Source organism: Corynebacterium afermentans subsp. lipophilum (assembly GCF_030408375.1).
Lineage (GTDB): Bacteria > Actinomycetota > Actinomycetes > Mycobacteriales > Mycobacteriaceae > Corynebacterium > Corynebacterium lipophilum.
This window is the reverse complement of sequence record NZ_CP046530.1, coordinates 505,939-518,623: the sequence shown is the minus strand read 5'-3', so window position 1 is coordinate 518,623 and position 12,685 is coordinate 505,939. Positions and strand designations below refer to the sequence as shown.

Annotated in this window: 12 protein-coding genes; 7 read left to right on the top strand and 5 right to left on the bottom strand. The window is 66.6% G+C overall.

The window, feature by feature from the left end; genetic code table 11:
• Positions 1 to 75 precede the first annotated feature (75 nt).
• The 3 genes from CAFEL_RS02485 to CAFEL_RS02475 all read left to right on the top strand — a co-directional run bounded on the left by CAFEL_RS02485 (position 76) and on the right by CAFEL_RS02475 (position 2,820).
• Positions 76 to 1,719, top strand: a complete 1,644-nt coding sequence (locus CAFEL_RS02485) for an AbgT family transporter (RefSeq protein ID WP_394354805.1) — start codon at positions 76 to 78, stop codon at positions 1,717 to 1,719.
• Positions 1,720 to 1,746: 27 nt separating this feature from the next.
• Positions 1,747 to 2,406, top strand: coding sequence for a TIGR03089 family protein (locus tag CAFEL_RS02480; RefSeq protein WP_194560853.1), 660 nt, complete (start codon positions 1,747 to 1,749; stop codon positions 2,404 to 2,406).
• 78 nt (positions 2,407 to 2,484) lie between these two features.
• Complete coding sequence (locus CAFEL_RS02475; RefSeq protein WP_194560852.1) at positions 2,485 to 2,820, top strand: hypothetical protein; 336 nt, start codon at positions 2,485 to 2,487, stop codon at positions 2,818 to 2,820.
• 234 nt (positions 2,821 to 3,054) lie between these two features.
• Here CAFEL_RS02475 and CAFEL_RS02470 read toward each other — a convergent pair whose 3' ends face one another.
• Genes CAFEL_RS02470 through CAFEL_RS02460 form a run of 3 tightly spaced genes read right to left on the bottom strand, consistent with a single transcriptional unit; the run spans position 3,055 to position 5,204 of the window.
• Positions 3,055 to 3,522: a YdcF family protein gene (locus CAFEL_RS02470; protein WP_194560851.1), complete on the bottom strand. Its 468-nt coding sequence runs from the start codon at positions 3,520 to 3,522 to the stop codon at positions 3,055 to 3,057.
• Entirely contained in the window at positions 3,515 to 4,018 is a 504-nt protein-coding gene (gene purE / locus CAFEL_RS02465; protein ID WP_194560850.1) for a 5-(carboxyamino)imidazole ribonucleotide mutase, read from the bottom strand. The genes CAFEL_RS02470 and purE overlap by 8 nt, the downstream gene beginning before the upstream one ends.
• Before the next feature lie 4 nt (positions 4,019 to 4,022).
• Positions 4,023 to 5,204: a 5-(carboxyamino)imidazole ribonucleotide synthase gene (locus CAFEL_RS02460; protein ID WP_290172154.1), complete on the bottom strand. Its 1,182-nt coding sequence runs from the start codon at positions 5,202 to 5,204 to the stop codon at positions 4,023 to 4,025.
• A 40-nt stretch (positions 5,205 to 5,244) separates the two neighbouring features.
• Between CAFEL_RS02460 and budA the strand changes: the two genes are divergently transcribed.
• Positions 5,245 to 5,979, top strand: a complete 735-nt coding sequence (gene budA / locus CAFEL_RS02455; protein ID WP_194560849.1) for an acetolactate decarboxylase — start codon at positions 5,245 to 5,247, stop codon at positions 5,977 to 5,979.
• A 175-nt stretch (positions 5,980 to 6,154) separates the two neighbouring features.
• Here the strand turns inward: budA and CAFEL_RS02450 are convergent, their stop codons facing one another.
• Positions 6,155 to 6,616 (bottom strand): hypothetical protein, encoded by a 462-nt coding sequence (locus tag CAFEL_RS02450; protein ID WP_194560848.1) that lies wholly within the window; start codon positions 6,614 to 6,616, stop codon positions 6,155 to 6,157.
• A 22-nt stretch (positions 6,617 to 6,638) separates the two neighbouring features.
• Positions 6,639 to 7,370: a biotin--[acetyl-CoA-carboxylase] ligase gene (locus CAFEL_RS02445; RefSeq protein WP_194560847.1), complete on the bottom strand. Its 732-nt coding sequence runs from the start codon at positions 7,368 to 7,370 to the stop codon at positions 6,639 to 6,641.
• A gap of 95 nt (positions 7,371 to 7,465) precedes the next feature.
• Between CAFEL_RS02445 and CAFEL_RS02440 the strand changes: the two genes are divergently transcribed.
• The 3 genes from CAFEL_RS02440 to CAFEL_RS02430 all read left to right on the top strand — a co-directional run bounded on the left by CAFEL_RS02440 (position 7,466) and on the right by CAFEL_RS02430 (position 12,677).
• On the top strand, positions 7,466 to 9,646 hold the full coding sequence (locus tag CAFEL_RS02440; RefSeq protein ID WP_194560846.1) for a catalase: 2,181 nt from the start codon (positions 7,466 to 7,468) through the stop codon (positions 9,644 to 9,646).
• Between the two features lie 174 nt (positions 9,647 to 9,820).
• Positions 9,821 to 11,068, top strand: coding sequence for an ATP-binding protein (locus tag CAFEL_RS02435; RefSeq protein WP_194560845.1), 1,248 nt, complete (start codon positions 9,821 to 9,823; stop codon positions 11,066 to 11,068).
• A 94-nt stretch (positions 11,069 to 11,162) separates the two neighbouring features.
• Complete coding sequence (locus CAFEL_RS02430; RefSeq protein ID WP_194560844.1) at positions 11,163 to 12,677, top strand: acyl-CoA carboxylase subunit beta; 1,515 nt, start codon at positions 11,163 to 11,165, stop codon at positions 12,675 to 12,677.
• Positions 12,678 to 12,685 lie beyond the last annotated feature (8 nt).

Sequence of the window (12,685 nt, the reverse complement as noted above, 5' to 3'; positions counted from 1 at the left end):
TTGGTAAAACCAAGATGCATGACTCGCACATCACGGCCCGAGCCGTCACCCAAAGGAACCACTTCCCTCACTCCTGTGAACTCGAGCGCCAACGAGCATGCGAGCAACCACTCCGACAACACTGAGTCCTCCGAGAAGTCCACCGAGAAGCCCTCCGAGAAGCCGGGAGCGACCGACCGCATCCTGGGCACCATCGAGAAGGTGGGCAATAAGCTCCCCGAGCCGTTCACCCTCTTCCTGCTGTTGTTCCTCATCACCGCGGTCATATCCACGGTGATGGCCTGGTCCGGGGCCCAAGTCCAGGTCCCCGGCTCCGACGAGGTCCGCCCCATCCACGGCTTCTTCACCAAGGAGGGCCTGGCCTGGTTCACTGTGAACCTGGGCGAGAATTACGTCGGCTTCCCGCCGCTGGTCTACGTGTTGCCCATCATCCTGGCCGTGGGCATCGCGGAGCGCTCCGGCATGCTCTCCGCGCTGATCCGCCGCCTGTTCGGCTCCGCCAACAAGACCGTCCTGCCCTACGCGGTGGGCCTGATCGGCGTGTCCGCCTCCCTGATCGCGGACCCGGCTTTCATTGTCATCCCGCCGCTGGCCGCCATGGTGTTCAAGGCCGCCGGACGCCACCCCGTAGCCGGACTGCTGGGCGGTTTCGCCTCCGTGGGCGCGGGCTACGCCACCTCGATCCTCCCCGGCTCCCTGGACGCGCTGTTCGCCGGCATCACCAACTCCGTGATGGAGGCGCTGCCCAGCCTGGAGGCAAACGAGGTCACGGTGATGTCTAACTACTGGTTCAACATCGCCTCCGCGTCCATCCTGGGTTTCATCGCCGGCCTGATCATCGACAAGGTGCTCGAGCCGCGCCTGCACAAGCTGGAGGTGCCCACCGAGGTCGCCGAAGGCGAGGACGCCCCAGACCTGGACCCCGGCGGCAACGAAATCACCGCCGAGCTCTCCGTCGCGGAAAAGCGCGGCCTGACCGCCACGCTGTGGGCCACGCTTTTGCTCACTGTCGCAGGCACCATCGCCGTGCTTGTGCCCGGCTCGCCGTGGCGCAACGAGGAAGGCACCTTCCTGCCGGATTCGCCGCTGATGCAGTCCACCGTGTTCATCGTGGTGCTCTACTTCGTGGTCATGGGGCTGGTCTACGGCAAGGCCGCCGGCACCATCAAAAGCGTCACCGACGTCACGGAGATGATGGGCTCGTCCATCAAGGAAATGACCGGCTTTTTGGTGCTCGCGTTCATCCTCGGCCAGTTCATCGCGCTGTTCAACTGGTCCGGCATCGGCACCTGGACCGCAGTCAAGGGCGCGGAGGCCCTCGAGTCCGCGGGCATCGGCGGCTTCGGCGCGATCATCGCGTTTATCATCCTCGCGTCGTGCCTGAACCTGCTCATCACCTCCGGCTCCGCGCTGTGGACGCTCATGGCCGCGGTGTTCGTGCCCATGTTCGCGCTGCTCGGCTTCGACCCGGCGTTCATCCAGGCCGCCTACCGCGTGGGCGATTCCGCGACGCAGATCATCACCCCGCTCAACCCGTACATCATCGTCATCCTCACCCAGCTGCGCCGCTACGAGCCGAAGGCCGGCATCGGCACCCTGATGTCGCGCCTGATCGTGTTCACCGTGGTGTTCTGGCTGTTCTGGGTGGTGCTGCTGTTTATCTGGTACCAATTCGACTTGCCGTTGGGGCCGGGTGCGTCGATCATGTTGGCGTCGTAAAGCAATTGCCCCTTACGATGGGCGGGCATGAGCATGCTCGCACCGCTGATGCAGACCGACCCCTCGACGCCGCGCCTGACCGTCTACGACGACTCGCGCGGCGTCCGCATGGATTTTTCGGCGCAGACGCTGGACAACTGGGCCAGCAAGGTCGCCAACATGCTCGACGAGGAATTCGATGCCGGCGACGAGGTCGCCATCGACCTGCCGGTGTCGTGGCAAGCGGCGGTCATCGCGATCGGCGCGTACAACTCCTCGCGCACCCCGCTTATCGACGCCTCCGGTGCCCCCGCCCCCGACCTCATCTTCACCACCCTGGACGGCGCCGCGCGGTGGAGCGAGGTGCCCGATTGCGTAGTGGTCTCCGACGACCCGTTCGGGCGCGGCGTGGTGGAAGCCGGCGGCGAACTGCCCGTGGGCACCGTGGACTTCGGCCCCACCGTGCGCTTCTACGGCGACGACTACTTCGGCCAATCCCCTGCGCTGAGCTCGTTCGCGGTGCCCGGCCTTGATGCGGAGCGCTACCTGGTGCAGGACTGGCACACCACCGAAGAGTTCGCCTCCAACGTGCTCGGCCCCATCGCCGCCGGCGGCTCCGTCGTCGTGGTCACCGGGCTGGTCTCCGCAGAGCGGCTACAGGAGATCGCCGAGGCGGAGAAGGTCACCCGCTTCATCGACGGGCAGTAACTTCGGTGCCTTGTGGGCTGGCCTGAGGCTGGGCGCTCGGGCCCGGTCGGTTATTCTGTGGCGGATACACTCACGCCCATGAAGGGACCTCCCATGCTCACCAGCTCTATCTCCCGCCGCGCCATTGCCCCCGCGCTCGCCGTCGCCCTCGTTGCCGGCGCCGCCCCGGTGGCCACCGCCGCCCCGGCAACCGACACCGCCGCAGCCACCGACCAGGCCTCTGACCAGGCCGACCAGGGCAAGCAGTCCAGCGGCCCGGGCAGTTCCGAGTACACCCAGGACGAGATCGACAACGCCAAGCGTTTCGCCGGCCTGCTCGCCGGCATCATCGCCATCGTGGCCACCATCGGCGCCGCGGGCCTCTACTTCGCGGGCCCGCACCTGGGCCTGAACCTGCCGGGCCTGCAGAAGTAGCGCTTCCGGCCGGACGGCCCCTCCCCCGCCCCGGCGCCAGTGACGGATATGACCGGGCCGTTCCGCGCGACCTGGGCATAGTGCCAAATCTGACATCGCGGTTGTCACATCCGTCACCGCCCGAAGGTGTGCCACTCCCCAGCTACAAACCCTGGGATCCAAAGCCTGGGATCGGCCGTTTTATGACCGATCCCAGGCTTTGGATCCCAGGGTTTAGCTCTACGGTCTTGTCCCCTACCGCCCGAGCACCCGCCGCACGAAACGGCGCCACACCACCCGCGCCACGGAGTGCGGCAGCGCCACCACCTCCCGCGCGTAGTTTTTCACCCGGGACGTCTTTGGGGTCGGCGCCGCCACCAACTGCACCGGAATGCCCAGGTGCCACGCCCACACGCGGGTGCGCAGAACGTGGAAACCGCTGGTCACCACGGTGAGATAGGCAGCGTCCGGGAACAGCGCCCGGGAGCGCTCCAGGTTCTCGTTGGTAGAGCGCGCCTTAGGCTCCAGCACGATCGACGCCTCCGGCACCCCGCGGGCCAGCAACCAGTCGGCCATCACCTCCGCCTCCCCAAACCCGGAGACCACAAGCGGCGCGGGAGCTGCACGCCACACCTCGAGCGCACGGCGCAGGCGGAACTCGAGCATGCGCGAAGGGCGCCCGTCGACGATGCGGGCGCCCAGCACGACGATTGGGTTACTCACCCATCAGGCGCTTGCGCAGCGCCTCGTCTTTACGCTCCACCTGCGCAGCCATGCGCGCCTGGTAGTCCACCATCTTGCGCTGCACTGACGGATCGGCCGCACCCAGGATGCGCGCGGCCAGAAGCCCTGCGTTCTTCGCGCCGCCGATGGAGACGGTGGCCACCGGCACGCCGCCTGGCATCTGCACGATGGACAGCAGAGAATCCAGGCCGTCCAGCGTGTCCAGGGCGCGCGGGATGCCGATCACCGGCAGCGGGGTCGCTGCGGCCACCATGCCCGGCAGGTGCGCGGCCCCGCCTGCGCAGGCGATGATCACCTGCAGGTCGCGCGTGTGCGCTTCCTTGGCGTACGCCAGCATCCTCTCCGGCGTGCGGTGCGCGGAGACCACGCCGACTTCAAACGGGATGCCGAATTCGGCGAGCACCTCGGCGGCCGGGGCGACGGTGTCCCAGTCCGAGTCGGAGCCCATGATGATGCCAACGACTGGCTGTGCCATGTGTCTAGTCCTTCCAGGTTGCGTGGATGATGTAATGCGCGGCGTCCTCCGCCACCGCGAGCGCGTCGTCGACGCTGTCCGCGCACACGTTGATGTGCCCCATCTTGCGCCCGGGGCGGTGGTCCTTGCCGTAGAGGTGCACCTTGGCCTGCGGGTACTTGCGCATCACTTCGACGACGCGCTCGGCCATCGGCACGGAGGGGTCTTCGTCGCCGCCGAGGGTGTTGACCATGACGGTTGCGGGCGAAAGCTTATCGACGGCACCTAACGGCCAGTCCAGTACCGCCCGAACATGCTGCTCGAACTGGGAGGTCACGCACCCGTTCTGGGTCCAGTGGCCGGTGTTGTGCGGGCGCATGGCCAGCTCGTTTACCGACACCTCTGGGCCTTGCTCGCCCTCGTACTCGAACAGCTCCACAGCCAACACGCCGGTCACGCCCAAGCCCTCAGCAACGCGCACGGCGAGCTCCTCGCAGCGCGCCGCCAGCTCCGCGGACATGCCCGGCGCGGGAGCGATGGCCACGCGGCAGATCCCGCCGTCTTGGCGCGACTCCACCACCGGCCAGGCGCGCACGTCGCCGGAGCGGTTGCGCGCCACCATCGCGGACAGCTCGCGGGTGAACGCGACCTTCTTCTCCGCCATCAGCGGCAGGTCGCGGCCCAGCAGGTCCTCGACCAGCTCGGCGCACTCTGCGCGCGACGACGGGAACCATACCCCGTGTCCGTCATAGCCGCCACGGGTGGCCTTCAAGCACACCTGGCCGCCGGTCTCGTCCCAGAACGCCTCGGCGTCCGCGGCCGACTCGACCGCCGCAAACGCCGGCACCGGCAGGCCGGCCTCGGACAAGCGGCGGCGCTGCTCGAGTTTGTCCTGGGCGTAGATCAAGGCATCGGGGCGGGGTTCGACGGCCACGCCTTCGTCGATAAGCAACTGCGCGTACTCGTTGGGCACATGCTCGTGGTCGAAGGTGACCGCATCCGCGCCGTCCACGATCGCGCGCAAGTCCTCAAGCTTGGTGTAGTCGCCGAGGCGCACGTCGCCGAACACCTGCGCGGCCGAGGCGTCCTTGTTCGCTGCCAGCACGCGGGTCTCCACGCCGAGCTCGATCGCTTCCGTCTGCATCATCCGTGCCAACTGGCCGTCGCCGATGACGGCGACGACTGGCATCCCATAGGCGTTACTCACCCTGCACACTGTAGTCGCCCCTCCAACTAGCATCGCAGCCATGTCTGAAACGATCGCCCGCCACACAATCTTCCAGAACTCGCTGATGACCGCGCTTCTCGACGGCATCTACGACGGCGAGCTGACCATCGGCGACATCTTGAGCAAAGGCAACTTCGGCTTGGGCACCTTCGACGCCCTCGACGGCGAGATGCTCATCCTGGACGGGGTGTGCCACCAGCTCACCTCCGACGGCAAGGCGCGGGTGGCCGATTTGGACCAGCGCACCCCGTTTACCGTGGTGACCAACTTCGTGCCGCGGATGCGTTTCGACGCCCCCGCCGGCATGGTCCGCTCCGAGCTAGCCAAATTTATCGACGACGCCGAGCCGAGCCACAACTTCTTCACCGCCGTGAAAATCACCGGCCGGTTCAAGGAAGTGGTGGTGCGCACGGTGACCAAGCAGGAAAAGCCCTACCCGCCGATGTCGGAGGCGGTTTCCGACGACGCGGAGCACGTCTTCACCGACGTCGAGGGCGTCATCGGGGGTTTCCGCACCCCCATGTACGCCAAAGGCATCGGTGTGCCGGGCTGCCACGTGCACTTCATCGATAACGAGCACTCGCGCGGCGGCCACGTGCTGGACTACACCGTGGACGAAGCGGTGATCGAGCTGTGCCCCGGCACCGACATGGAGCTGCACCTGCCGGTCACCGCCGAGTTCTTGGGCGGCAAGCTCTCCCCCGAGGACTTGGACGAGCAGCTGCACACCACAGAAATTAAGGGGTACAAGTAGCGCAAAACGCCGGGCGGAAAGGGTGCGCCGGACGGGGTTCCTGACAAATTACGGCAGCCGTTTGTGCCGACCTGGGGATATAGGGGCGCACTGACAGATTCCGCCACGAAGTGTCGGAGGTAGGGGCTCCCGAGGCGAGGCGCGCGGCGCCGGGCGCCGGCCGCGCGCCGCAGGCCTACCGCGCCGCGCCGAGCGCGCGCTGCAGCACTTTCTCCACCGCGCGCGTCTTGCCCACCCGCTCGAACACGATCGGCTGCGCGTAGCCGTACACCGCCACGTTGATGCCGCCGCGCTCGCGGCGCACAGAGTGGATCTGGCGCAGCGGGATGGAATCCACCGCACCGCGCCGGCCGCGGGCCAGGATGCGCTTGTCGGTGACGATGAAGCGCCGGCGCCTGGACGCCACCAGCGGGACGATGAACCGCCACAGCACGATCAGCGCCCAGATCAACACCACGATGTTGCGCAGGCCCGGGTCCACGTGCGGGGTCACGTCCATCCAGCCGATGGCCATCCAGGCCACGCCGGTGACAGCCACCAGCTCGAGCAGCGGGATGGTCAGCGCGGAAAGCGGCGCGCACACGTCGGCAAGGACGACTTCGTCCCCGCCGATGCGAAACGGTGCTTTGCCAGCCATAAACAGGCAGGGTACTGCACGCCTAGGACGTCGGCCGCAGATGGTGGACGTCGCCGACGGAATACGCGGAGCCGTTGATAAGCACCTCGCCCTCGTCGTTGACCCCGGTGACGGTGCCGGTGACGGTCTCCTCGCCCTCGCGCATCTCCAGGCGCACGCTCTGGCCGATGGTGGCGCACACCGCGCGGTAGTCCTCCAAAAGCTGCGGGTCGCCCTCGCGCCACTGGGTCAGCCGCTTGCCCATCGCGAGCAGAATGTCGGCGGTGAAATCGTCGAAATCCACGTCCAGCCCCTCGAGGTTGAGCGCGGTGGCGGTGTCCACGGGCAGGTCCTCCTCGCGCATGGCCACGTTGATGCCGATGCCCACGATCACGCGCGGCATGTCCAGCGCGGAGAGGATCCCGGCGATTTTCTGGCCGCCGATCTGGACGTCGTTGGGCCACTTCAGCCGCGCCTGCGGCACCACGTCAGTCACCGCCACGCCCGGCGCGATGGACAGCAGGCCGAACGGCGGCGGCGTCTCCGGCACTTCCACCACCATGCTCATGGCCAACTGGGAGCCTTTCGGCGTGACCCACTGCCGCCCCAGCCGCCCCTTGCCCGCCGTCTGTTCGTCGGCGATGAGCACTGTGCCAGGCGCGGCTTTGTCGTTGAGTAGGTCGGCGTTGGTGGAGCCGGTGGATTCCACCCATCGCACGTTCGGCCAGTACTCGGCTACTTCGTCCTGGATTCGCTGCACGTTGCGCACACTCATGTGGACGAGCGTAGTAATTTTTCACGGCCTCACGGCGCACGCATCGCTACGCTCGGGCGGGCACCTACTCCCATACCTTGAGAGGTTGAACTGGAATGAGCGACAAGACCCCATCCACCAACGCAGCGTCGCCGGCGGGCGATAGCGCCCCCGGTAAGCCGGGCGCCGCAACGCCGGGCGTTTCGCAGCCCGGCGGCAAGACCACCCCGCCGCAGGACACCGACGCGCAGCAGCCGCCGGCCTCGGTTTCTGCCACCGGTTGCCCGTTCCACTTCGGTGCCGGTTCGGATTCCCCGGATCCGCGCACGCAGCAAGGCGAGTACCTCACCACCGCCCAGGGTGCGCGCCTGTCTGAGACCTCGAAGTCGCTGCGCGCCGGCGAGCGCGGCCCGCTGCTGATGCAGGACCACCACTTCCGCGAGAAGATCACCCACTTCGACCACGAGCGCATCCCGGAGCGCGCCGTCCACGCGCGCGGTGTGGGTGCCCACGGCACGTTCGTGGCCAACGGCAACGCGTCGAAGATTTCCAAGGCCAAGGTGTTCAAGAAGGACGCTGAGACCCCTGTCTTCGTGCGTTTTTCCACCGTGCTGGGCTCCCGCGGCTCCGCCGACTCCGTGCGCGATACCCGCGGCTGGGCCACGAAGTTCTACACCGAAGAGGGCAACTGGGACCTGGTGGGCAACAACATCCCGGTGTTTTTCATCCAGGACGCCATCAAGTTCCCGGACGTCATCCACGCGGGTAAGCCGCACCCGGACCGCGAGATCCCGCAGGCGCAGTCGGCGCACGACACGTTCTGGGACTTTGTCGGTCTGCACACCGAGGCGACCCACCACACGCTGTGGAACATGTCGGACCGCGGTATTCCACGCTCGCTGCGCATGATGGAAGGCTTTGGCATCCACACGTTCCGCTTCATCAACGATGCGGGCGAGACCACCCTGGTCAAGTTCCACTGGAAGCCGAAGTTCGGCGTGCACTCCCAGGTGTGGGAAGAAGCGCAGATCACCGGCGGCATGGACCCGGATTTCCACCGCCGCGATCTTTACGACGCCATCGAGGCCGGCGCCTACCCGCAATGGGACCTCGGCGTGCAGGTCTTCCCGGACACGGAGGACCAGATGTTCGAGGGCATCGACCTGCTGGACCCGACCAAGCTCGTGCCCGAGGAGCTCGCACCGGTGGAGATCATCGGCACGATGACGCTGAACAAGAACCCGCGCAACTACTTCGAAGAGGTTGAGCAGGTCGCGTTCTGCCCGTCGCACCTGCCCCCGGGCATCGACGTCACCGCGGACCCGCTGCTGCAGGGCCGCCTGTTTTCCTACCTGGACACCCAGATTTCCCGTCTGGGCGGGCCGAACTTTGCGCAGCTGCCAATCAACCGCCCGCAGGCGCCGGTGAACGACAACTTGCGCGACGGCATGCACCAGGTCGGCTCCCACACCGGCGTGGCGCCCTACAAGCCGAACTCGCTGGACGAGAACAACCCGGCCGAGGCCACCGTGGACGAGGGCGCATTTATCGACGTTCCCGTCGCCGTGGAAGGCAAGATCACCCGTGAGCAGCCCGCGTCCTTCGACGACCACTTCTCCCAGGCGCGCCAGTTCTACATCTCGCTGACCGACGTCGAGCAGGACCACCTCACCCAGGCCCTGTCCTTCGAGCTGGGCAAGTGCTACGAGGAGGCCGTCAAGGTGCGCTACCTCGATGTGCTCGCGCACGTGGACCAGGCCCTCGCAGAGGCCGTGGCCGACAACCTCGGCCTGCCGCACCCGGAGAAGCAGGATGTCGCCGACGTGAAGCCGTCCGAGGCGCTGTCCCAGATGGGCGGCACCTGGCCTATCGACGGCCGCCAGGTCGGCGTGCTCATCTCCACCGACCTGGGTGATTCCGCCGACGCTGTGGGCAAGCTTGTCGACGACCTCTTCGCCGCCGGCACCACCCCACTGCTCGTCGCCGAAAAGGGCGGGGCCGTGAAGATTGGCGGCAAGGACGTGTCCATCTCGCGCACGTACCTGACCGCCAGCTCCATCGAGTTCGACGCGGCCGTGGTGGTCAACCCGCCGACAAACACCGACGTGAACACGATGCTCGGCGAGCTCGAGCGCCACAAGAAGGCCATCATCGCCGTGGGTGAGACCGGCAAGGAGGCACTCGAGGGCGCCCGCGTGCCAGCAGACCAGCCGGGCATCGTCGCGGTCGACACCGCCGACGCTGCCGCAGCGCCGGTGAAGGAGCTGCTGGCGTCCCACCGCGTTTGGGAGCGGTAGTTTCTTCCTCTCTTAAGACGATGCGATGCCCCACACCGGATTTTCGGCGTGGGGCATTTTCTGAAAATCAGGTAGTAGGAATCCTGAAAATCGAGTAGTAGAGCTTCTGAAAATCAGGTAGTAGGAGTCCTGAAAATGCGGTAGTAGGACACTCTCGTGCAGTACAATGCCCGTATGGCCTACCTCCGACGCACCCTCGACGACGAGCTCGACCTTCTCATGCCCCACCTGTCCGCAATCGCCATTGACGGACCGAAAGGTGTCGGGAAAACAGACACAGCCAAACGCCGCGCCGACACCACTTGGTTCCTTGATGATCCGGATATGCGCAGCATTGCGGAGGCCGATTTTTCGCTCTCCTCGGCGCCGGACGGCACGTTGCTCATCGACGAGTGGCAGCATCTCCCCCAGGTTTGGGATGCAGTTCGCCGCCAAGTGGACCAAGGAGCTGCCCCCGGGCGCTTTCTCCTCACCGGCTCGGCCACTCCCGTCGATGCAAAGGGTTCCCATTCGGGTGCAGGGCGGATCTTCTCGTTGCGTATGCGCCCGATGGCGGTCCATGAACGCGGCGTCTCCGACCCCACGTGCAGCTTCGTCAGGATCATGGCCGGAGACAACGATGTGTCGGGACACTCGGATTTTGAGGTCGGCGATTACGCCAAGCTCATTACCGGCAGTGGTTTTCCCGCCATTGCCGCGACTGATCCCACGGTCCAAACACTGATGCTCGACTCGTACATCGAGCGCATCATCGACCGCGACATCCCCGATGCAGGCTACGAAGTCCGCCGGCCCGAAACGCTCCGGAGCTGGCTGCGCGCCTATGCCGCGGCCACTTCAACGACCACCGCCTACTCGAGGCTGCTCGACGCCACAACGGGCGGCCAGGTGGAGCAGCCGAATCAGAAAACTACGCTCGCATACCGCGAGCACCTAACGAAGATTTGGCTGCTCGATCCAGTCCCTGGGTGGGTTCCGGAACATAACGAGTTCAAGCGGTTGCAGCAGGGTCCCAAACACCACCTCGCCGACCCCGCTCTCGCGGCACGACTGCTCGGCATCGGCGCATCCAGCCTCCTCAGCAACCGCGCGGCCCACATGTTTGGGCCACTCTTCGAATCCCTGACTGCGCTCACGCTCCGTGTGCTGGCTCAAGCAGCCAGAGCGCGGGTGTACCATCTCCGATCAAACGCCGGAGAACGGGAAGTCGACTTCATCGTCGAAGGGCCGGAACGAGAAGTCGTCGGTGTTGAGGTCAAACTCAAGCCGCGGGTTGAGGACACCGACGTCCGACACCTTTTGTGGCTGCGCGATCGCATCCCGGACCGGGTAACCAACCTGATGGTGGTAACCACAGGTAAACAGGCATACGTCCGCCCCGACGGAATCATCGTCATGCCCCTCGCCCTTCTCGGCCCGTAGGCTCCGCTCTACTGCCCGTCGGTGGAGGGTGAAACGTGGGCGGCGGAGCCGTCGATAAGCATGGCGGCACATAAGGAATCTAGACTGAGGCGTTATGAGTTCATCCAAACCCGACATGACCACCACCGCGGGCCGCATCGAGGATCTGCGCAACCGCCTGGATGAGGCGCAGGCCCCGGTCGGTCAGGACGCGATCGACGCAGTGCACGCAGCCGGAGCCGCCACCGCCCGCGAGCGCGTGCTCAAGCTTGTGGACGAAGGCACATTCGTGGAAACCGACGCGCTGGCCAAGCACCGCGTCGAGGCGTACAAGATGGACAAGTCCAAGCCCTCCACCGACGGCGTGGTCACAGGCTACGGGCTTATCGACGGCCGAAGGGTATGCCTATTCTCCCAGGACCCCACCGTCTTCGACGGGCAGATCGGCGAGGTCTACGCCGAGAAGATGCTCAAGATCTACGACCTGGCCACCAAGACCGGCGTGCCGCTGATCGGCATCTACGACTCCACCGGCCCGCGCTGGAAGGAAGGCATTGTCACCGCGCACATGCAGGCCCAGATCCTGCGCGCCGCCACCCGCGCCTCCGGGCTGATCCCGCAGATCGCAGTCGTGGCCGGCGACGCGGCGGCACTGACCGCGGCGACCGTGCCGCTGGCGGACATCACCGTCATGGCCGAGGGCGCGTCGATGCACGTGACCACCGCCGACATCGTGAGCAAGGTGACCGAGACCGAAACCACTGCAGAGGAGCTCGGCGGCAGCGCCGTCCACGCCGCTGAGACCGGCCTGGCGCAGCTGACCGCCGCCACCGACGCAGAGGCCGTGGAGCTGGCGCGCGCGGTGGTGGGCTACCTGCCGCTAAACAACAAGGCCGCCTCCCCGCTGGGCGCTGAGGCCGCCGGTTCCGGTGTTGACCTGGACACGTTCATCCCGGACGACGACAACCAGCCCTACGACGTCGCCGACGTGATCAACGCCATCACCGACGGGGACTTCTTCGAGCTTTCCGCAGACTTCGCGGGCTCTGTGGTCACCGGGTTTGCGCATGTCGGCGGGCGTGCCGTTGGTGTCGTCGCCACGCAGCCGAGCGTGCTGGCCGGCTGCCTGACCCGCGACGCCGCCCGCAAGACCGCGCGCTTCATCCGCACCTGCGACGCGTTTAACCTGCCGATCGTGCAGTTTGTGGACTCGCCGGGCTTCCTGCCGGCCGTCGAGGAGGAGCGCGCTGGCTCGTCCGCCGCTGCAGCGGCACTTGCCTACGCGTTCGCCGAGGCCCAGGTGGGCACGATCACCGTGGTCACCCGCAAGGCGTTCGGCCCCTCGTATGCCCTGCTCGGCTCGAAGGGTTTGGGTGCTGATCTGGTGTTCGCGTGGCCGACCGCCCAGATCGCGCTTGCAGACGCCCCCACCGCCGCCGAAGCCATCGGCACCGACGCCGAGCAGTACGCCGAGGAGAACCTCAACCCGTACGTGGCCACGGAGCGCGGCCTGGTGGACGCCGTGATCGAGCCGTCCGCCACCCGCGACCGCGTGCTCGAGGGCCTGCGTCTGCTGGAGCGCAAGGTGGGCTACCCGGCGCAGAAGAAGCACGGCAACATCCCGCTGTAAGGAGGCTG

Excerpts from the sequence above, each read along its gene's own strand:
- CAFEL_RS02430 (WP_194560844.1), top strand. The coding sequence starts at position 11,163 with ATGAGTTCATCCAAACCCGACATGACCACCACCGCGGGCCGCATCGAG.
- purE (WP_194560850.1), bottom strand. The coding sequence starts at position 4,018 with ATGGCACAGCCAGTCGTTGGCATCATCATGGGCTCCGACTCGGACTGG.
- CAFEL_RS02480 (WP_194560853.1), top strand. The coding sequence starts at position 1,747 with ATGAGCATGCTCGCACCGCTGATGCAGACCGACCCCTCGACGCCGCGC.
- CAFEL_RS02435 (WP_194560845.1), top strand. The coding sequence starts at position 9,821 with ATGGCCTACCTCCGACGCACCCTCGACGACGAGCTCGACCTTCTCATG.
- CAFEL_RS02450 (WP_194560848.1), bottom strand. The coding sequence starts at position 6,616 with ATGGCTGGCAAAGCACCGTTTCGCATCGGCGGGGACGAAGTCGTCCTT.
- CAFEL_RS02475 (WP_194560852.1), top strand. The coding sequence starts at position 2,485 with ATGAAGGGACCTCCCATGCTCACCAGCTCTATCTCCCGCCGCGCCATT.
- CAFEL_RS02445 (WP_194560847.1), bottom strand. The coding sequence starts at position 7,370 with ATGAGTGTGCGCAACGTGCAGCGAATCCAGGACGAAGTAGCCGAGTAC.
- CAFEL_RS02440 (WP_194560846.1), top strand. The coding sequence starts at position 7,466 with ATGAGCGACAAGACCCCATCCACCAACGCAGCGTCGCCGGCGGGCGAT.
- budA (WP_194560849.1), top strand. The coding sequence starts at position 5,245 with ATGTCTGAAACGATCGCCCGCCACACAATCTTCCAGAACTCGCTGATG.